Below are 17,735 nucleotides of genomic sequence, written 5' to 3'. Positions count from 1 at the left end.
ACCCCGACCCGGTCGCCGCAGGGACATTCCCCAGGGTGATCCCGGGAGCCCGGGCCGGGTGGTGCGCTGTCGTCGCAGGCACACGAAGGGATCTGTTCAGCCCATGTACGCAGCATCGTCCTCCGTGTCCGCACCGCCCCGGTCGCTGCACCCCCGTCCCATGGACAGCGGCCCCTACCTCGCCCCCGCGCGGCCGGCGGCCCCCGTGCTCGGTGCGGGCAGGGCACGGCGCGGCGCGGTACTCGGCACCCAACCGCTCAGCGGGAGACTCGACTTGTCCGGCCCCCAGGGCGCGCAGTTGCGCACGGCGATCGCGGCGGTGCACCGCATCTGCCCGGAGTTCGCCCCGGTGCAGGTCCTGCGCCGCACCGGGCGGTCCGTGCTCCTGGTCGGCACGACCGGTCGCAGCTCGGCCGTCGCCAAGTGCTTACTGGACCACTCCCCCGCCTGGTCCGAGCGGATCCGCCACGAGATAGCGGCGTACCGCTCGTTCGTCCGGCACCGCCCTCCGGTGCGGGTGCCGAGACTGATCGCGGCGGACCCGGACAACTGCACACTGGTGATCGAGCGGATGCCGGGGCGGGTGGCGGCGCTCCAGCGGCACCCGGCCGAGGCGCCGCCGCGGGCGGACATCAGGGCGGCGCTCGGCGCGCTCTGCCGGCTGAACGCCTGGCGGCCGCCGGCGGGCACGTTCGGCGCCCCGCTGGACTACGCGGCCCGGATCTCGCGGTACCACGAGCTGGGCCTGCTCACCGACCGGGACCTGGGTGATCTCCAGAAGCTGCTGCACGGCATCGCGCAGGCGGCCGGGCGGCAGAGCATGGGCCAGTTCTGCCACGGCGACGCACTGCTGTCGAACATCCTCCTGTCACCGGCCGGTCCAGTGCTGGTGGACTGGGAGCACGCGGGCTGGTATCTGCCGGGGTACGACCTGGCGACGCTGTGGTCGGTGCTCGGGGACGCACCGGTGGCCCGTCGCCAGATCAGCCAGATCGCCCAGTCGGCGGGTCCGGCGTCCAGGGATGCCTTCCTGGTGAACCTGATGCTGGTGCTGACCCGGGAGATCCGCACCTACGAGACGGCCGTGCAGCGTTCGATGCACGACGCGACCCCGGCGGCACCGGGTACGGCCCACCCTGGTGCTGCGCCGTCCGGCGAGGAGCAGCGGCTGCTGCTGCGGCGGCTGCACGACGACTGCCAGATGGCCCGGCGGGCCGTGCGCGCGGCGGTCGGCACTCGCTGACGGGGACGAAGGGGCCGCTGTGTGGCGGGGCCCGCCCACAGCGGCCCCTTCGTGTGTGCGGCGGTGCCGCCCGTCGGCTCAGTCCTGCTGGAACAGCTCCGCGGGCAGCGGTTTGAGAAGGGCGTAGAGGTCGTCCGTGATGGGGCGGTCCCAGGCGGCGATGGTCACCAGGACGTTGTCGCTGCGGTCGAACTGCACGCAGGAGATGCGGCCCTCGGAGAGCTTGACGCGGCGCACGATCAGGAGGTTGTCGCCCTGCATCACCGGCACGTCCTCGGTGCCGACGACGGTGACCTCCTCGTCGTTCTCCAGTGCCAGCAGCAGCTGCCCCACCTCGAAGGGGACCTGCCCCTCGGGGACCTCGCGGGCCGGGGAGCCCTCCGGCAGATTGCCGATGATCATCGCGGGGCCGCGGCCGCCGAACAGGTCGTAACGCAGGAAGACGCCCTGGCAGGTGCCGTCGGGAGCGGGCAGCAGTCCCGCACCGAGGTTGCCGGGCCAGTCGCCCGGGTCCATGGCCAGTACGTCGAAGTCGGGCCCGGCGGGCGTGGCGCTGCGGCGGCGGAGGAACGACATGCCGCCATGGTACGTGGCCCGGCCTGCGAAGCGCCGCTCGGGCGACGACCCGATCCGGATCAGGCCGGCGTCCGGTGCCGTTGGTGGTGGCGGGCCACCCTGGCGCGGTTGCCGCAGGACGGTGTGCACCACTCCTGGCGCGGGTGGCCCTTGAGGAAGTACCGCACGCAGCGGGGAGCGTGGCAGGCCCGCAGCCGGTCGCGGTCGGGGCCGGTGAGGAACGCGATCACGGCGTGCGCGAGGGCGGACGCCAGGTCGTCGCCGCCGTGTGCGGGCTGGTGACGGACGTCGGGTCCGGTGCCCTCGGGCCAGTCCAGTACGGGCACGGTGGGGGTGCGGGCGGCGGCTTCGTTGAGGCGCCGTACGGCTTCGGGTACGGGCAGGAGGCGGGCCGCGTCGGCAGGGCTCGGCGTGCCGGGACGCACGGCGTGGGCGAAGAGGGCGCGGACGGCGGCCCGAAGGTCCCGGACGGTGGCGAGCTGGGCGGCGCCGGCGGTGAAACGGCCGGCGTCCGGCAGGACCTCGGGGTGTGCCCGGACCCAGGCGGTCAGGCCTGCCGGGTCGGTCAGGTCGTCGGCGACCCCGCCGTTGCCGTCGTGCCGGATGGTGAGGGCCAGGTCCAGCGCGAGCCGGGCGTCCCCGCTGATCGGTTCCCGCATGATCCCGATGATAGGCCTGCCGGTATCCATGACCGCGGGGTCAGTCCTCCGGCGGTGCCGGCGGGACCACCGCGACGGGGCTCGCGGCGTGCAGCAGGACGGCGTGGGTGACCGAGCCCATCATGCGGGCGGGTGCCAGCAGGTGCCGCCGGTGACGGCCCACGACGACGAGGTCGGCGCCCGGGGACGCCGCCACGAGGTGTCCGGCGGCGTCGCCCGCCGCCGGGAGCGTCTCGGCCCGGACGTCGGGGTGCCGTTCGCGGTGCGGGGCGAGGAAGCCCTCGGCGAGGACCCGGGTCTCGTCCTCGATGACGTCCTGGTCGACGATCGCCGGGGGCATGTCGCCGGGCATCATCCAGGGCTGGGCGGGCCACGGGTAGGCGGCGACCACCTGGAGCCGGGCGCCGCGCCGGGCGGCCTCGGCGAAGGCGAACTCCAGTGTGGCCTCGTCGGGACCGTCCACCTTCAGGCCCACGACCACGCGCGGGCCGGGACCGGACGGCGCCTCGCCGGGGACGTCGCGTCCGGGCCGGGGCACCACCACGACGGGGCACTCGGCGTCACGGGCGGCGGCCATGCCGTTGGAGCCGAGCAGCAGGCTGGCGAAGCCGCCGCGGCCCCGGGAGCCGAGGACCAGCAGCTGGGCGGAAGAGCCCAGTTCGGGCAGGACGGCGCCGGGCGCGCCCTCCAGTGCGACGTACTGCGTGTCCGGCCGGGCGGAGAGGCTCTCCACATGTTCGCGGACCCGGTCGAGCACCGGGTCTTCCTGCGGGTCCGGCCCTCCGGCCGCGAGCACCTCGGGCTGCGCCCAGTGGGCGTACTGGCGTACGTGCACGACACGCAGGGGTGCCGAACGCCGGCGGGCCGCGTCGAGGGCCCACTCCAGGGCGCGCAGGCTGCCGTCCGAACCGTCGACCGCCGCGATGACCGGCAGGGTGCTCATGGGTTCCTCGCCTTCCGGGATACGACCGTGCCTCAAGCGGCCAGCCTGGCTCAGGCGCGGGTCCCGGGAGGAGTCTCGGATCGCGTGTCCGGAAAACGCGGGCGGAACACCCCCGGATCGGCCGTGGGGCCACGGCCGGTCCGGGACGGTTCACGCGGTTGCCGCGGTCGCGGTGGCGTGGCGTGGCGTCAGGTGAGGTCGAACTCCCCTTCCCGCGCTCCCGACACGAACGCGCCCCACTCCGCGGGCGTGAAGATCAGGGAGGGGCTCTCCGGGCGGGCACTGTTGCGCATGGCGATGAAGCCCTCGACGAAGGCGATCTGGACATCGCCCCGCCCCCGGCTGCTGGACTGCCACTGTGCGTTGGTGAGGTCCAGCTCCGGCTTGTCCCAGCCCGTGAGCGGGCGCTGCTGGGTGGTGGTCTCGGCCACGTCCGTGCTCCTCCCGGTTCGTCGTCCGCGGCCAGCCTAGCGATCGCGTCCCACGGCCGACAGGGCACGTGAGGGGGACCTTTCAGGAGTCCGGGGGCTCGGCTCCCACCAGCCACATGGAGAAGAACTGCGAGCCGCCGCCGTAGGCGTGTCCGAGGACCCGGCGGGCGCCGTCCACCTGGTGTTCCCCGGCCTGTCCACGCACCTGGAGCGCCGCCTCCGCGAAGCGGATCATGCCGGAGGCGCCGATGGGGTTGGTGGACAGCACACCGCCCGACATGTTCACGGGCAGGTCCCCGTCGAGTTCGGTCACGCCCGCCTCGGTGAGCTTCCATCCTTCGCCCTCGCCGGCGAAGCCGAGGTTCTCCAGCCACATCGGCTCGTACCAGGAGAACGGGACGTAGATCTCGGCGCCGTCGATCTCGCGGCGGGGGTCGGTGATGCCGGCCTGCCGGTAGACGTCGGCCGCGCAGTCCCGGCCGGCCTGCGGGGAGACGAAGTCCTTGCCGGCGAAGAGGGTCGGTTCGCTGCGCATCGCGCCGCCGAGCATCCAGGCGGGCGGTCGCGGGGCCCGGGCGGCTCCGGCGCGGCCGGTGAGGATCATGGCGCAGGCGCCGTCGGAGGAGGGGCAGGTCTCCGAGTAGCGGACCGGGTCCCACAGCATGGGCGAGGCCATGACCTTGTCGAGGGTGATGTCGTGCTCGTGCAGGTGGGCGTAGGGGTTCTTCAGCGCGTTGCGGCGGTCCTTGTAGGCGACGAGGGCGCCGATCGTCTCGGGGGCGCCGCTGCGCCGCATGTAGGCGCGGATGTGCGGGGCGAAGAACCCGCCGGCTCCGGCGAGCAGGGGCTGCTGGAAGGGGATGGGCAGGGACAGGCCCCACATGGCGTTCGACTCGGACTGCTTTTCGAAGGCGAGGGTGAGGACGGTGCCGTGGACGCGGGCCGCGACGAGGTTCGCGGCGACGAGGGCGGTGGAGCCGCCGACCGAGCCCGCCGTGTGCACCCGGAGCATGGGCTTGCCGACGGCGCCGAGGGCGTCGGCGAGGTAGAGCTCGGGCATCATGACGCCCTCGAAGAAGTCGGGCGCCTTGCCGATCACGACGGCGTCGATGTCGGCCCAGGTCAGCTCGGCGTCGTCCAGGGCCCGGCGGGCCGCCTCCCGGACCAGTCCCGCGAGGGAGACGTCCCGGCGCGCCGCGACGTGCTTGGTCTGGCCGATGCCTACGACGGCCACGGGCTCCTTGCTCATCGGGGCTCCCCTTCGAGGACGGCGACCAGGTTCTGCTGGAGGCAGGGGCCGGAGGTGGCGTGGGCGAGGGCGCGGTCGGACGCGCCGCGGTGGATGCGGGCGGCGGCCTCGCCGATGCGGATGAGACCGGCGGCCATGACCGGGTTGGCGGCGAGGGCGCCGCCGGAGGGATTGACGACGACGCCGTCGTCGAGGCGGAGGGCCTTGCGCAGGACGATCTCCTGGGCGGTGAAGGGCGCGTGCAGTTCGGCGGTGTCGACGGGCCGTTCGAAGGCTCCGGCCCGCTCGGCGGCCAGGCGGGTGGAGGGCGAGTCGGTCAGGTCGCGCACGCCGAGGCCGTGGGCCTCGATGCGGTGGTCGACGCCGCGGATCCAGGCGGGGCGTGCGCACAGGTCGCGGGCCCGGTCGCCCGCCGCGAGGATCACGGCGGCGGCCCCGTCGCCGATGGGCGGGCAGTCGCCGGTGCGCAGCGGGCGTACGAGGTAGTCGCCCTGTGGGACGGGCCCCTTGAGCTGTGCGTGCGGGTTGGCGGCCGCCGCCTCCCGGTTGCCGGCGGCGACGGCCGCGAGCGCCGGTTCGTCGGTGTCGCCGGCGTCGATGAGGGCCTGCGCCTGGAGGGCGGCGAGCGCGACGGAGTCGGGCCACAGGGGTGCGAGGTAGTACGGGTCGAGCTGGCGGGTGAGGACGTCGCGGACCGAGCCGGGCGAGGACTTGCCGTATGCGTAGACCAGGGCGGTGTCGGCGTCGCCGGTGAGGAGTTTGGTCCAGGCCTCGTACAGGGCCCAGGCCCCGTCCATCTCGACGTGCGACTCGGAGACGGGCGGCCAGGCGCCGACCCCGTCGAGGGCGAGGGTGAAGGAGAAGGCGCGGCCGGCGAGGTAGTCGCTGGAGCCGGAGCAGGTGAAGTCGATGTCGGCGGTCTTCATGCCGGTCCGGTCGAGGACCTGGTGCAGCACCGGCATGAGCATCTCCACCTCGGAGAGCTCGTCGCTGGTGCGCCGGTGGACGGTCTGGGCGAAGGCGACGACGGCGATCTCGCGGCCCCCGGGTGCGCTCGTCACAGCAGCTCCTTGTAGGTGTCGTAGTCCGCGTCCGGTTCGCCCGTGGGCCGGTAGTGGTCGGGATGGCGGCCGCCCTCGGTCCAGACGGGCTCGACGCGCAGGCCCATGCGGACCTCGTCGTACGGGATGCCGCCGATCCGGCCGTGCAGGGCGAGGTCCGCGCCGTCGAGGGCGATGTGGGCGTAGACGTAGGGCACCTCGATGTCGAGGTTCTTCGCCTTGATGTTGACGATGCAGAACGTGGTCACGGTGCCGCGCGGCCCCACCTCGACCTGTTCTGATGTGGCCACCCCACATGTGGGGCAGGCACCCCGGGGCGGAACGTAGACCTTCCGGCAGGCCGGGCAGCGCTCGCCGACAGTCCGCTGGTCGCCGAGGGCGTTGATGTAGGCGGTCTGGGCGCGGCCGGGTGAGTAGGTGTAGTCGAGGCGGGCGGCGGCCACGATGCCGGACACCGGTTCCTCGAACTGCCCGGTGGTTCCTGTCAGTTGTGGTGGGTCGCCGTCGTACGGCTCGAAGCAGGCGATGTCCGTGATGGCTCCGGTGCGTTCCGCCGCCCAGCGGACGCGGACGCGCATGCCGGTGTGCACGGCGTCGGGGCCCGGGGCGTCGAGGGCGTGCAGCAGGGCGGTGTCGGCGCCGTCGAGGCGGACCAGGGCCCAGGCGAAGGGGGTGGCGAGGGGCTGACCGCGGCGGGGGGCGTGATTCCAGGCCCAGGTGGTGACCGTGCCGGTCGGGGCGACCTCGACGAGGTCGCGGATCTCCTCGGCGGTGACGGGGTCGTACTCGGCGGGCGGGACGAGAACGCGGCCGTCGCTCGCCCGCACGCCCAGGACGGCACGCTCGCGCAGGCCGGTCAGGAAGGCGCTCTGGACGGGGCCGAGGGAGCGGGTGAAGGGGAACTCGACGACGAGCGGGGCTTTGAGGACTTCGGGCATCGAGGGCTTGCCTCCTTGGGAGGTCGGGGGTGCCAGGGCGCCCGGTCAGGGGCGCGGGAAGGTGACATGTGCGGCTCCGCCGTGTGGGCGCGACCAGCCGCATGCAGCCCGCAGCCTCCGACCGGCCCAGGCCAGCGCAGCGCCTACGCGCGCTTGTAGACGGGCGGTCGCTTCTCCGCGAAGGCGCGGGCGCCCTCCTTGGCGTCGGCGGTGTCGAAGACGGGCCATCCCCGGGTGAGTTCGGCCGCGAGACCGTCGGACTCGGTCATCTCGGCCGTCTCGTAGACGGAGGCCTTGACGGCCTCGACGGCGAGCGGGCCGCAGGAGTTGATCCGCTCGGCGATCTCCAGTGCCTTCGCGAGCGCCGTGCCGTCGGGGACGACATGGCCGATCAGTCCGACGGCGGCGGCCTCGCGGGCGCTGTAGGGGCGGCCGGTGAGGAGCATCTCCAGGGCGTGGGTGCGCGGGATCTGGCGTGGCAGCCGGACCGTGGAGCCGCCGATGGGGAACAGGCCGCGCCTCACCTCGAACAGGCCGAAGGTCGCGGACTCGCCGGCGACGCGGATGTCGGTGCCCTGAAGCATCTCGGTGCCGCCCGCGACGCAGTGGCCCTCGACGGCCGCGATCACCGGCTTGCGCGGTCGGTGGTGGCGCAGCATCGCCTTCCAGTGCAGGTCGGGGTCGGCCTTGAGCCGGTCGCGGTACTCCTCGCCCGCCATGCCGTCGCCGGCGAGCGCCTTGAGGTCCATGCCCGAGCAGAACGAGCCGCCCGCGCCGGTGAACACGATCGAGCGGACCGAGTCGTCGGCGTCTGCTTCCAGCCAGCCGTCGTAGAGGCCGACGAGCATCGGCAGCGAGAGCGCGTTCCTAACTTCGGGCCTGTTGAGCGTGAGCACCAGTGTGGCGCCTTCGCGCCGCACGGTGAGGTGTTCGGTCCCACCCATGGCCAACTCCCCTCTCGTGGAACGAGAACAGGTTGCAGTAGGGAGGAAGGCACTTCAAGGGTTTTCTGACAGGCAGTCAGATTTCTTCGCCCGAGCCCTTCACAGTTGGAGCGCCCTTTGCTCTGATGACCGGCGAACCGTCCGATGCCAGGCACGTCCCGGGGTCAGGAGGAGCGGTGGAGTACAACCTTGCCGACCTGTTCGAGTCGGTCGTCGACGTGGTTCCCGACCGTGAGGCGCTGGTGTACGTCGACCATCCGGGCACGGGCGCGGAACGCCGCCTGACGTACGCGGAGCTGGACGCGGCGGCCGATCGCGTCGGCCACCATCTGCTCGACAGCGGGATACGGCCCGGTGAGCACCTCGGGCTGCACCTCTACAACGGCGTGGAGTACCTCCAGACCGTACTGGGCTGCCTGAAGGCACGGATCGTCCCGGTCAACGTCAACTACCGGTACGTGGAAGAGGAGTTGGTGTACCTCTACCGGGACGCGGATCTGGTCGCGCTGGTCTTCGACGCGGAGTTCACGGACCGGGTGGCGGCCGCGCGGCCCCGGGCGGAGAAGCTGCGGCATCTGATCCGGGTGGGGGCGGCGGCGCCGGGGGCCGCCGAGGTGCCCTGTGTGGACTTCGCCCATGCGGAGGCCGGTGGGGCGCCCGAGCGGGGTTTCCCGGCCCGCTCGGGCGACGACCAGTTCATCATCTACACCGGCGGTACGACCGGCATGCCCAAAGGTGTGATGTGGCGGCAGGAGGATCTGTTCTTCGCGGGGCTCGGCGGCGGTGCGCCGACCGGTGAACCGGTGAAGAAGCCGGAGGAGTTGGCCGAGCGGGTCGCGGCCGGCGGGGCGGGGATCACCTTCTTCCCCACGGCGCCGCTGATGCACGGCACCTCCACCCTCACCGCGTTCATCGGCTTCAACTTCGGGCAGCGGGTGGTGATCCACCGCAAGTTCGTGCCGGAGGAGGTGCTGCGGACGGTGGAGAAGGAGAAGGTCAGCAGCATCTCGCTGGTGGGAGACGCGATGCTGCGGCCGCTGATCGACGCGCTGAGCGGCCCGCTGCGGCACATCGACCGCTCGTCGCTGTTCAGTGTGTCGTCGTCCGGCGCGATCATGTCGGACACGGTGCGCCGGCAGTTCCGGGAGCTGGTGCCGAACGCCATGCTGCTGAACAACTTCGGCTCGTCGGAGTCCGGTTTCAACGGGACGGCGACCGAGGACTCGGGGCCCGAGCGGGGCTTCCGGGTGCGTGTCAACGCCCGTACGCAGGTGGTGGACCCGGCCACGTACGAACCGGTGGCGGCCGGGGAGGTCGGCCGGATCGCCCAGTGCGGACATGTGCCGCTCGGCTACTACAACGACCCGGCCAAGACCACCGCGACCTTCTTCGAGAAGGACGGCGAGCGCTGGGTGCTGCTGGGCGACATGGCCACCGTCGACGAGGAGGGCGTGGTCACCGTCCTGGGCCGTGGCTCGCAGTGCATCAACACCGGCGGCGAGAAGGTGTACCCGGAGGAGGTCGAGCAGGCCCTCAAGTCCCACCCGGACGTCTACGACGCGCTGGTGGCCGGGGTGCCGGACCCGCAGTGGGGCCACCATGTGGCGGCGGTGGTGCAGTTGCGGGAGGGTGCGGCGCGCCCGTCGCTGCGGGACATCCAGAGCCACTGCCGGGACCGGCTGGCCGGGTACAAGATCCCGCGCCAGCTGGTGATCACGGAGTCGGTCCAGCGGTCGCCGAGCGGCAAGGCGGACTATCGCTGGGCGCGGGAGGTGGCGGTGGCCGCGGACGGCTGATTCTCCGGCCGGCCGGTTGAACCCAAGGTGGCGTGCGGACGTACTGGTGGTGGCAGGCTCGTTCACCGGGCTCTGCTTGCCATGCCAGCAAGACCGCACGGAAGGACCACCGGGTGTCGCTCTTCACTCGCTCCCAACAGCAATCGGGCACGACCGGGAGCGGGGCGGAACCGGATACCGACACGGGCACGACGGGGCCGGACGGCGCCGCAGCGGAACCGGACGGCAGCGACACGGCCCCGGCAGGCGCAGACACCCAGGCGGACGCGGCAGAACCGGACACCGACACCGGCACCGCAAGCCCAGACGGCGACACCGGCACGACGGAACCGGACGGCAGCGACACAGCCCCGGCAGGCGCAGACACCCAGGCGGACGCGGCAGAACCGGACACCGGCACCGGCACGACAGGCCCGAACGGCGGTGCCGACGCCAGGTCGGCCGGGGTGTCGGGCGCGACCAGGCCCGGGTGGTTCGGATGGCGGCGGCGCTACCCCCGTGCCGCGCGTGGCGTCTCCGTGGGGACGACCGTGCTCGCCGGCGTGCTCGTGGTCGTCGCGCTGCTGCTGCCGAACCGGATCGAGCGGATCGAGTTCGCCTCGTTCCTCCGTATCCCCGCCGAGGGCGTGCTGCTCGCCGGTCTGCTGCTCGCGCTGCCGCCGAGGCCCCGGCGGATCATGGCGGTCGTCTCCGGCGTGTTCCTCGGGCTGGTCACGGTGCTGAAGTGCGTCGACATGGGCTTCTACCAGGTGCTGGCCCGGCCGTTCGATCTGGTCCTGGACTGGATCCTGATCGGGAACGGCACGGAATTCCTGAGGGAGACGTTCGGCCGTACGGGCCAGGTGCTGGCCGTGATCGGGGTGATCGTGCTGCTCGTCGCGGTGCTGGTCCTCACGACGCTCGCCGTGGTGCGGCTGACGAACCTGATGGTCCGGCACCGCCCCGTCGCCGCCCGGACGACGCTGGTCCTCGGCACGGCGTGGATCACCTGTATGACCCTGGGCGTGCAGGTCGGCACCGTGCCGATCGCCACCAAGGGCAACGCGGAGTTCCTCGGCAACCGCGTGGACCAGGTGCGCGCGGGTCTGAAGGACGCCCGGGTCTTCCAGAAGCAGGCCGCGGTGGACGCCTTCGCGAAGACGCCGCCGGACCAGTTGCTCACGGGCCTGCGCGGCAAGGACGTCCTGTTCACCTTCATCGAGAGCTACGGCCGCGTCGCGATCGACGACCCGGCGATGGCGAAGCAGACCGACGCCGTGCTGAAGGAGGGCACGGGCCGGTTGAAGGCGGCCGGGTTCGAGTCGCGCAGCGGCTGGTTGCAGTCGCCGGTGACGGGCGCGGGCAGCTGGCTCGCCCACTCGACCTTCCTGTCCGGTCTGTGGATCAAGAACCAGCAGCGGTACCGCAGCCTGACCACCAGCGACCGCATGACGCTGACCAAGTACTTCGGGAAGACGGGCGCCTGGCGGACCGTCGGCATCGTGCCGGGCGTGCGCCGCGCCTGGCCGGAGGGGAAGTACTTCGGGCTGGACCACATCTACGACTCCGAGCACCTCGGCTACCAGGGCCCGTACTTCAGCTGGACGCCCGTGCCCGACCAGTTCAGCATGGAGGCCTTCCAGCGCCTGGAGCACGGCAAGAAGGACCGTGAGCCGATCATGGCGGAGATCATCCTGGCCTCCAGCCACAACCCGTGGTCCCCCATCGCCCACATGATCGACTGGGACGACCTCGGCGACGGTTCGGTGTTCCACCGCATCAAGAAGGAGGGCACCAACCCCACGGAGGTCTGGAAGGACCCGGAGAAGGTGCGCGCCGAGTACCGCAAGGCCATCGAGTACTCGATCCGCAGCCTGACCGAGTGGGTCGAGCGCTACGGCGACGACGACACGGTGCTGGTCTTCCTCGGCGACCACCAGCCGGTGCCGACGGTCACCGCCGGGGACACCGGCAAGGACGTGCCGGTCACGATCGTCGCGCACGACAAGAAGGTCCTGGACCGGGTCGCCGACTGGGGCTGGACCGACGGCCTCAAACCGGCCCCGGACGCGCCCCGGTGGGGCATGGACACCTTCCGCGACCGTTTCATGACGGCGTACGGTCCCCAGGGCTGAGGAACTCCGTCACGGCCACGAGGAACTCCTCGGGCCGCGCCTCGTGCACGAGATGCCCGGCGTCGATGGTGACGCGCCGGGCATCGGGAAGCAGCTCGGCGAGGGCGCCGATCTGGTCCTGGGGGATCAGGCTTGTCGGCCCTCCCCCGATCAGCAGCGTGGGCATGGTGATCCGCCCCATGTGGTCCCACCACAGGGGATCCGGGGCGTTGCGCTGTGCGTCGGTGGCGAGGATCATCGCCCAGTCGTAGGGCAGGTCCCCGTCGGGACGTTCGGCGGGCGGGCGCGGCGGGTCCAGTGGAAACGGCGCGGGTACGTCCTCCAGGACGAGCCGCCGCACCAGCCCCGGGCTGTGCTGGGAGAGCAGGCAGGCGACGGCGCCGCCGAGCGAGTGGCCCACGACGTCGGCGCGGGCGATGCCGAGCGCGCCGAGGAAGGCGAGCACGTCGTCGCGCATGGCCTCGTAGGCGTATCCGCCGGGCCAGTCGCTGCGGCCGTGCCCGCGCAGGTCGGGGGCGTACACCCGGCGGGGTCCGGCGGCCAGCGCGGGGGCGATCTCCGCCCAGTCGGCGCCGTCGGCCCCGCGGGCGTGCAGGAGGACGACGGGCGGCGCGTCGTCCGGCCCCCAGACTCGGTAGGCCTGGGTGATGCCGTTCGCCCGTACGGTGCGCGGTTCGGTGTCCATGCCGGGCACGCTAGCGGGGTGAGGGCCCCGGGTCGGACCCGTTCTGCGGACAGCAGAGGATCTCAGTTCCGTGCGCCGAAGAAGTCTGCGACGCGTCGCACGAACCACTGCGGGTCGTCGAGCCACGGGTAGTGTCCCGCGCCCGGCTGCACCGCGAACTCGGCCGCCTCGAAGACGTCGGCGGCACGCCGGGCAAGCCCGGGACACGGGCCGCCGTCCACCTCACCGGCGAGGACGAGCACCGGGGCGGTGACGCGGGCGAGCGCGGCCCGTGTCGCGTCCGGGTCGTAGGCGCCGTCCGCCCCGTAGCGGTCGGCCGCGTCGTCGTTGGTCTCGTCCTCCTCGCGTTCGGCGTGGGCCCGGGCGGTGTGGTCCCAACGGCCGTGGAAGAACGGCAGGAACACGGGGTCGAAGTCACCGGTACCGGACAGCCAGGCCTCGAACACCGGGAACGCCTCGGCGAACCAAGGTTCCGACGTGCGCAGCCGCGCCGCCGCCAGCCGGTCCTCGGCCGTCGCGGGCAGGCCCAGGGCCCACGGGGTGGCGGTGATGAGCGCGAGCCGTCCCAGCCGGTCCGGGTACCGGGCCGCGTACAGCATGGCGAGGCTGCCGCCCGCCGAGTGGGCGAGCACATCCATCCGCTCCAGGCCCAGGTGGCGGCGCAGCGCCTCGACGTCTTCCACGAGCCGGTCGCAGCGGTACGTGGCCGGATCCGCCGGTGCCTCGGACTCCCCCGTGCCGCGCAGGTCGAGGAAGACCAGCTGCCGGTGGGCGTCCAGTCCGCCCAGGTTCCCCAGATAGGCGGAGGCGCGCATGGGCCCGCCGGGCAGCACGACCAGCGGCTTCCCCGTACCACGCAGGTGACAGGCGAGCCGGGTTCCGTCCGGGGCTGTGAAGATCGGCATGGCGTCGATCCTCACGCTCTCGGGGTCTTCGGCACAACGGGTTTCGCGGAGGGGCCGCGCGGCGTCAGCCGTCCGGGGCCGCGAGGCCCGGCTCGCCTCCGAGGCTCTTCCTGAGCTCCCGCTTGAGGATCTTCCCGCTGGCGTTGCGCGGGAGGCTCTCCAGGAACACCACCCGCTTCGGGGCCTTGAAGGGGGGTGAGCTTCTCGCGGGTGTGGGCGATGAGTTCCGCCTCGGTGACCTCGCCGCGGGGGACGACGACGGCCGTGACGGCCTCGATCCAGCGTTCGTCGGGCAGGCCGACGACCGCGGCCTCGGCGACCTGCGGATGGGTGTAGAGGGCGTCCTCGACCTGGCGTGACGCGACCAGTACGCCACCGGAGTTGATGACGTCCTTCACCCGGTCGACGATCGTGTAGTAGCCGTGCGCGTCCCGTACGGCAAGGTCGCCGGAGCGGAACCAGCCGTCGCGGAAGGCCTCGGCGGTCTCCTCGGGCTTGTCCCAGTAGCCCTCGCACAGTTGCGGAGAGCGGTAGACGATCTCGCCGGGGGTGCCGTCCGGTACGTCCTTGCCGTCCTCGTCGACGACCCGCGCGTCGACGAACAGCACGGGGCGGCCGCAGGAGTCCATGCGCCCCTTGTGTTCGTCGGGCGCGAGGACGGTGGCCAGGGGGCCGATCTCGCTCTGTCCGAAGCAGTTGTAGAACGCCAGGTCCGGCAGGCGTTCGCGCAGCCGTTCCAGTACGGGGACCGGCATGATCGAGGCCCCGCAGTACGCCTTGCGCAGGCCGCTCAGGTCGCGGGTCGCGAAGTCGGGGCGGTTGGACAGGGCGATCCAGACGGTGGGCGGGGCGAACAGGCTGTCCACGCGGCCCGCTTCGACCAGGTCGAAGAGCAGGTCGCCGTCGGGCGCGTCGAGGATGATGTTCGTCGCGCCGACCGCGAGGTAGGGCAGCAGAAAGACGTGCGTCTGCGCCGAGTGGTAGAGGGGCAGCGCGTGCGCGGGACGGTCGCCCGCGCTGAGGTCGAGAGCGGTGATCGCGCTCAGGTACTCGTGCACCAGGGCCCGGTGCGTCATCATCGCGCCCTTGGGCAGGGCGGTCGTCCCGGATGTGTACAGCAGTTGCACCAAGTCCTCGGTGCGCGGCTCGGGGCCGTCGTACGGGGGCGCCCCGGTGAGCCGGGCGAGGAGTGAGTCGTCGGCGTCGCGCAGCGGCAACGTCCGTACATCATCGGGGAGTTGCCCGGCGAGGTCCGGGTCGGAGAGGACCAGGGAGCTGCCGGACTGGGCGACGATGTAGGCCAGGTCGTCGCCGGTCAGGTTCTGGTTGACGGGGACGTGCACCAGGCCCGCGCGGGCACAGGCCAGGAAGGCGATCAGGTAGGCATCGGAGTTGTGGCCGTACGCGCCCACCCGGTCGCCCGGGGACAGCCCCTGACCGAGGAGGACGCTCGCCGCGCGGGAGACGGCACCGTCCAGTTCGTCGTACGTCCAGGTGCGGTCGCCGTACTCCACCGCGACGCGCGCCGGGGTGCGCCGGGCGCTGCGTCGCAGGACTCCGTCGACCGTGCTGCCGTGTCCGGGCGTCGTCATGACACCTGATCCTCGGTTGACCGCCGGGCCAGGTCAAGGACCGACCGGCTCAACCCTGACGCCGCCGGAGGCGTCCGAGATCATGGTACGGATGTGCGCACGCGGCACCTCCGTACCCCCGAGTCTCCTTTCCCTCACTGATGTTGGAGGGCACGATGCGCAGCCGCCTGAGACGACTCGTTCTCGGGGCCACGGCCCTGTTCACGGCCGCGTCCGCGTTACCCGCGGCCGCAGCCCCTGGCCCGGGACGAGCGGAGCAGCACCCGTCCCGCGACGGCCTGTCCGCCGTCATCCGCTACACCGAGTACGGCATCCCGCACATCCAGGCGAAGAACTACGCCGGCCTGGGCTTCGGTACGGGCTGGGCCCAGGCCGCCGACGAGGTCTGCACGCTCGCCGACGGGTTCGTGACCCTGCGGGGCGAGCGCTCGCGGTACTTCGGCGCCGGCACGGCCGCCGACGGCGCCCTCTCCGGGGCCAGGACGAATCTCGCCAGTGACCTGTACTTCCACGGGGTCCGTGAGACGCGCACGGTGGAGAAGCTGCTCGCGGCGCCCGCGCCCGTGGGCCCGAGCCGTGAGGTCCGGGACCTGATGCGCGGCTGGGCGGCCGGTTACAACGCCTGGCTGGAGCAGAAGAAGATCACAGACCCTGCCTGTGCGGGGGCCGCCTGGGTCCGTCCGGTCACCGAGCTGGACGTGGCCGCCCGCGGTCTCGCCATCGCCTCGATCTCCGGAGAGGGGCGCTTCGTGGACACGATCACGTCCGCGCAGCCGCCGACGGGCACCGGCACCCCCGCCCCGTCCTCCCGCACACCGGACGCGAAGGCGGTGGCGAAGGCGGCCGACGAGCTGTGGGGCGACCCCGGCATGGGCTCCAACGCGGTCGCGTTCCGCGGCGACACCACGGCCGGCGGCAGCGGTCTGCTGCTGGGCAACCCGCACTACCCGTGGCAGGGCGGGCGCCGGTTCTGGCAGTCGCAGCAGACGATCCCCGGCGAGCTGAACGTCTCGGGTGGCTCGCTGCTCGGCCTCCCGGCGGTCTCCATCGGCTTCAACGCACATGTGGCGTGGAGCCACACCGTATCGACGGGTGTGCCGGCCAACCTCCACCAGCTCACGCTGGATCCGGCCGACCCCACGGCATACCTCGTGGACGGCGAGCCGGAGCGTATGAAGAAGCGGACCGTGACGGTCGCGGTGAAGGACGGCGCGCCGATGACCCGCACCCAGTGGTGGACCCGCTACGGCCCGGTCGTCACCTCCCTCAACTCTCAGGTCCCGCTGCCGTGGACGAGCACGACGGCGTACGCCCTGCACGACCCGAACGCCGCGAACCTCCGCTTCACCGACACCTCGCTCGGCTTCGGCAAGGCGCGGAGCACGGACGACGTCCAAGCGTCGCTCGCCCGGCACCAGGGCATCCCCTGGGTGAACACGATCGCCGCCGACCGCGCGGGCCATTCCCTCTTCACCCAGTCCCAGGTCCTACCGCGTATCACCGACGCGTTGGCGGAGCGCTGCTCGACGGCGCTGGGCCGGACCACGTATCCGGCGTCCGGGATCGCGATCCTCGACGGCTCGCGCGGCGACTGCGCGCTCGGCAGCGATCCCGACGCGGTGGCCCCGGGCATCTTCGGTCCGGCGCGGATGCCGACACTCAAGGACGCGCCGTACGTGGAGAACTCCAACGGCACCGCGTGGATGACCAACGCCGACCGGCCGATCACCGGATACGAGCGGATCTTCGGCACGGTGGGCACGCAGCTCGGCCTGCGCACCCGCGGCGCGATCGAGGACGTGGCGGCGATGGCGGACCGGGGCGGGCTGACCGTGCGCGACCTGCAACGGCAGCAGCTCGCCAACCGGGTGCCCGCGGGCGATCTCACCGCGACGGACGTGGCCCGGGCGTGCGCCGCCCTGCCCGGCGGCACGGCGACGGGCAGTGACGGCAAGGCCGTCGACGTGTCGCAGGCGTGTGCCGTGCTGACGGAGTGGGACCGCACCATGGACACCGGGAGCCGGGGAGCGCTGCTGTTCGACCGGTTCTGGCGGAAGCTGGAACAGGCGGTGCCGCAGGGCGAGTTGTGGAAGGTGCCGTTCTCGGCGGCGGACCCGGTGCGGACGCCGAACACGCTGAACACGGACGCGCCCGGCTTCGCCGTCGCCCTCGCCGACACGGTGGCGGAACTGCGCGCGGCGGGCATCGCGCTCGACGCTCCCCTCGGCGCGCACCAGTTCGTCGTCCGCGACGGTGAGCGCCTTCCGATGCCCGGCGGCTCGGGCAGGCTCGGCGTGTGGAACGTGCTCGAACCGACGTGGAACGCGGCCCAGGGCGGCTACACCGAGGTGCCGTTCGGCAGCAGTCACCTCCAGGCGGTGGGCTGGGACGGCGGCCGCTGCCCGGTGGCCCGCACCCTACTGACGTACTCCCAGTCGTCGAACCCCAAGTCGCCGCACTACGCCGACCAGACCCGGCTGTACGCCGGTGAGAAGTGGGTGACGTCGCGCTTCTGCGAGAAGGACATCCTCGCCTCGCCGAAGCTGAAGGTCGTCCGGGTCCGCGAGACCCGCTGACCCCAGGGCCGACGGGGTGCCGC

The 17,735-nt window shown here is 72.5% G+C and carries 14 protein-coding genes and 1 pseudogene; 4 read left to right on the top strand and 11 right to left on the bottom strand.

Going from position 1 to position 17,735, the window contains the following annotated elements; all coding sequences use genetic code 11:
* Positions 1 to 103: 103 nt before the first annotated feature.
* A complete protein-coding gene (locus ACFZDA_RS35645) occupies positions 104 to 1,243 on the top strand; it encodes a phosphotransferase (protein WP_391089667.1) in 1,140 nt (379 codons plus the stop codon).
* Between the two features lie 78 nt (positions 1,244 to 1,321).
* On the opposite strand, the gene ACFZDA_RS35640 is transcribed toward ACFZDA_RS35645, so the two are convergent.
* From ACFZDA_RS35640 to ACFZDA_RS35605, 8 genes are all read right to left on the bottom strand, one after another.
* Complete coding sequence (locus ACFZDA_RS35640) at positions 1,322 to 1,819, bottom strand: hypothetical protein (protein WP_086562455.1); 498 nt, start codon at positions 1,817 to 1,819, stop codon at positions 1,322 to 1,324.
* 59 nt (positions 1,820 to 1,878) lie between these two features.
* Positions 1,879 to 2,478 (bottom strand): ABATE domain-containing protein, encoded by a 600-nt coding sequence (locus ACFZDA_RS35635; RefSeq protein ID WP_391089663.1) that lies wholly within the window; start codon positions 2,476 to 2,478, stop codon positions 1,879 to 1,881.
* A gap of 40 nt (positions 2,479 to 2,518) precedes the next feature.
* Positions 2,519 to 3,421 (bottom strand): universal stress protein, encoded by a 903-nt coding sequence (locus tag ACFZDA_RS35630; RefSeq protein ID WP_391089661.1) that lies wholly within the window; start codon positions 3,419 to 3,421, stop codon positions 2,519 to 2,521.
* A gap of 188 nt (positions 3,422 to 3,609) precedes the next feature.
* Positions 3,610 to 3,852, bottom strand: a complete 243-nt coding sequence (locus ACFZDA_RS35625) for a DUF397 domain-containing protein (RefSeq protein WP_010033039.1) — start codon at positions 3,850 to 3,852, stop codon at positions 3,610 to 3,612.
* Between the two features lie 82 nt (positions 3,853 to 3,934).
* Positions 3,935 to 5,101 carry a thiolase domain-containing protein gene (locus ACFZDA_RS35620; protein ID WP_391089659.1) on the bottom strand — a complete coding sequence of 389 codons (1,167 nt, stop codon included), beginning with the start codon at positions 5,099 to 5,101 and terminating at the stop codon, positions 3,935 to 3,937.
* Positions 5,098 to 6,162: a thiolase domain-containing protein gene (locus tag ACFZDA_RS35615; protein ID WP_391089657.1), complete on the bottom strand. Its 1,065-nt coding sequence runs from the start codon at positions 6,160 to 6,162 to the stop codon at positions 5,098 to 5,100. Before ACFZDA_RS35615 ends, ACFZDA_RS35620 begins: the two co-directional genes overlap by 4 nt.
* Positions 6,159 to 7,100 (bottom strand): OB-fold domain-containing protein, encoded by a 942-nt coding sequence (locus tag ACFZDA_RS35610; protein WP_391089655.1) that lies wholly within the window; start codon positions 7,098 to 7,100, stop codon positions 6,159 to 6,161. The genes ACFZDA_RS35615 and ACFZDA_RS35610 overlap by 4 nt, the downstream gene beginning before the upstream one ends.
* A gap of 143 nt (positions 7,101 to 7,243) precedes the next feature.
* On the bottom strand, positions 7,244 to 8,044 hold the full coding sequence (locus tag ACFZDA_RS35605; RefSeq protein WP_391089653.1) for a crotonase/enoyl-CoA hydratase family protein: 801 nt from the start codon (positions 8,042 to 8,044) through the stop codon (positions 7,244 to 7,246).
* A 176-nt stretch (positions 8,045 to 8,220) separates the two neighbouring features.
* On the opposite strand from ACFZDA_RS35605, the gene ACFZDA_RS35600 reads away from it, so the two are divergent.
* Both ACFZDA_RS35600 and ACFZDA_RS35595 read left to right on the top strand, forming a co-directional pair.
* Complete coding sequence (locus tag ACFZDA_RS35600; protein WP_391089651.1) at positions 8,221 to 9,840, top strand: AMP-binding protein; 1,620 nt, start codon at positions 8,221 to 8,223, stop codon at positions 9,838 to 9,840.
* 113 nt (positions 9,841 to 9,953) lie between these two features.
* Entirely contained in the window at positions 9,954 to 11,954 is a 2,001-nt protein-coding gene (locus ACFZDA_RS35595) for a sulfatase (RefSeq protein ID WP_391089649.1), read from the top strand.
* Here ACFZDA_RS35595 and ACFZDA_RS35590 read toward each other — a convergent pair.
* From ACFZDA_RS35590 to ACFZDA_RS35580, 3 genes and pseudogenes are all read right to left on the bottom strand, one after another.
* Entirely contained in the window at positions 11,926 to 12,639 is a 714-nt protein-coding gene (locus ACFZDA_RS35590; RefSeq protein WP_391089647.1) for an alpha/beta fold hydrolase, read from the bottom strand. The two genes, ACFZDA_RS35595 and ACFZDA_RS35590, sit on opposite strands and share 29 nt — an antisense overlap.
* 62 nt (positions 12,640 to 12,701) lie before the next feature.
* Positions 12,702 to 13,544 carry an alpha/beta fold hydrolase gene (locus ACFZDA_RS35585; protein WP_391089645.1) on the bottom strand — a complete coding sequence of 281 codons (843 nt, stop codon included), beginning with the start codon at positions 13,542 to 13,544 and terminating at the stop codon, positions 12,702 to 12,704.
* 64 nt (positions 13,545 to 13,608) lie between these two features.
* Positions 13,609 to 15,136 (bottom strand): annotated as a pseudogene (locus ACFZDA_RS35580) (acyl-CoA synthetase).
* A gap of 155 nt (positions 15,137 to 15,291) precedes the next feature.
* On the opposite strand from ACFZDA_RS35580, the gene ACFZDA_RS35575 reads away from it, so the two are divergent.
* Entirely contained in the window at positions 15,292 to 17,712 is a 2,421-nt protein-coding gene (locus ACFZDA_RS35575) for a penicillin acylase family protein (RefSeq protein WP_391089643.1), read from the top strand.
* The last annotated feature ends 23 nt before the right edge of the window (positions 17,713 to 17,735 follow it).

The sequence above is a fragment of the Streptomyces sp. NPDC007991 genome (assembly GCF_042958445.1).
Taxonomy (GTDB): domain Bacteria; phylum Actinomycetota; class Actinomycetes; order Streptomycetales; family Streptomycetaceae; genus Streptomyces.
The sequence above is the reverse complement of the archived record's forward strand: the minus strand, read 5'-3'. Positions and strand labels throughout refer to the sequence as shown.

Coding starts and splice junctions, on each gene's coding strand:
- ACFZDA_RS35645 (WP_391089667.1), top strand. CDS start 104: ATGTACGCAGCATCGTCCTCCGTGTCCGCACCGCCCCGGTCGCTGCAC.
- ACFZDA_RS35640 (WP_086562455.1), bottom strand. CDS start 1,819: ATGTCGTTCCTCCGCCGCCGCAGCGCCACGCCCGCCGGGCCCGACTTC.
- ACFZDA_RS35635 (WP_391089663.1), bottom strand. CDS start 2,478: ATGCGGGAACCGATCAGCGGGGACGCCCGGCTCGCGCTGGACCTGGCC.
- ACFZDA_RS35630 (WP_391089661.1), bottom strand. CDS start 3,421: ATGAGCACCCTGCCGGTCATCGCGGCGGTCGACGGTTCGGACGGCAGC.
- ACFZDA_RS35620 (WP_391089659.1), bottom strand. CDS start 5,101: ATGAGCAAGGAGCCCGTGGCCGTCGTAGGCATCGGCCAGACCAAGCAC.
- ACFZDA_RS35610 (WP_391089655.1), bottom strand. CDS start 7,100: ATGCCCGAAGTCCTCAAAGCCCCGCTCGTCGTCGAGTTCCCCTTCACC.
- ACFZDA_RS35605 (WP_391089653.1), bottom strand. CDS start 8,044: ATGGGTGGGACCGAACACCTCACCGTGCGGCGCGAAGGCGCCACACTG.
- ACFZDA_RS35590 (WP_391089647.1), bottom strand. CDS start 12,639: ATGGACACCGAACCGCGCACCGTACGGGCGAACGGCATCACCCAGGCC.
- ACFZDA_RS35585 (WP_391089645.1), bottom strand. CDS start 13,544: ATGCCGATCTTCACAGCCCCGGACGGAACCCGGCTCGCCTGTCACCTG.
- ACFZDA_RS35575 (WP_391089643.1), top strand. CDS start 15,292: ATGCGCAGCCGCCTGAGACGACTCGTTCTCGGGGCCACGGCCCTGTTC.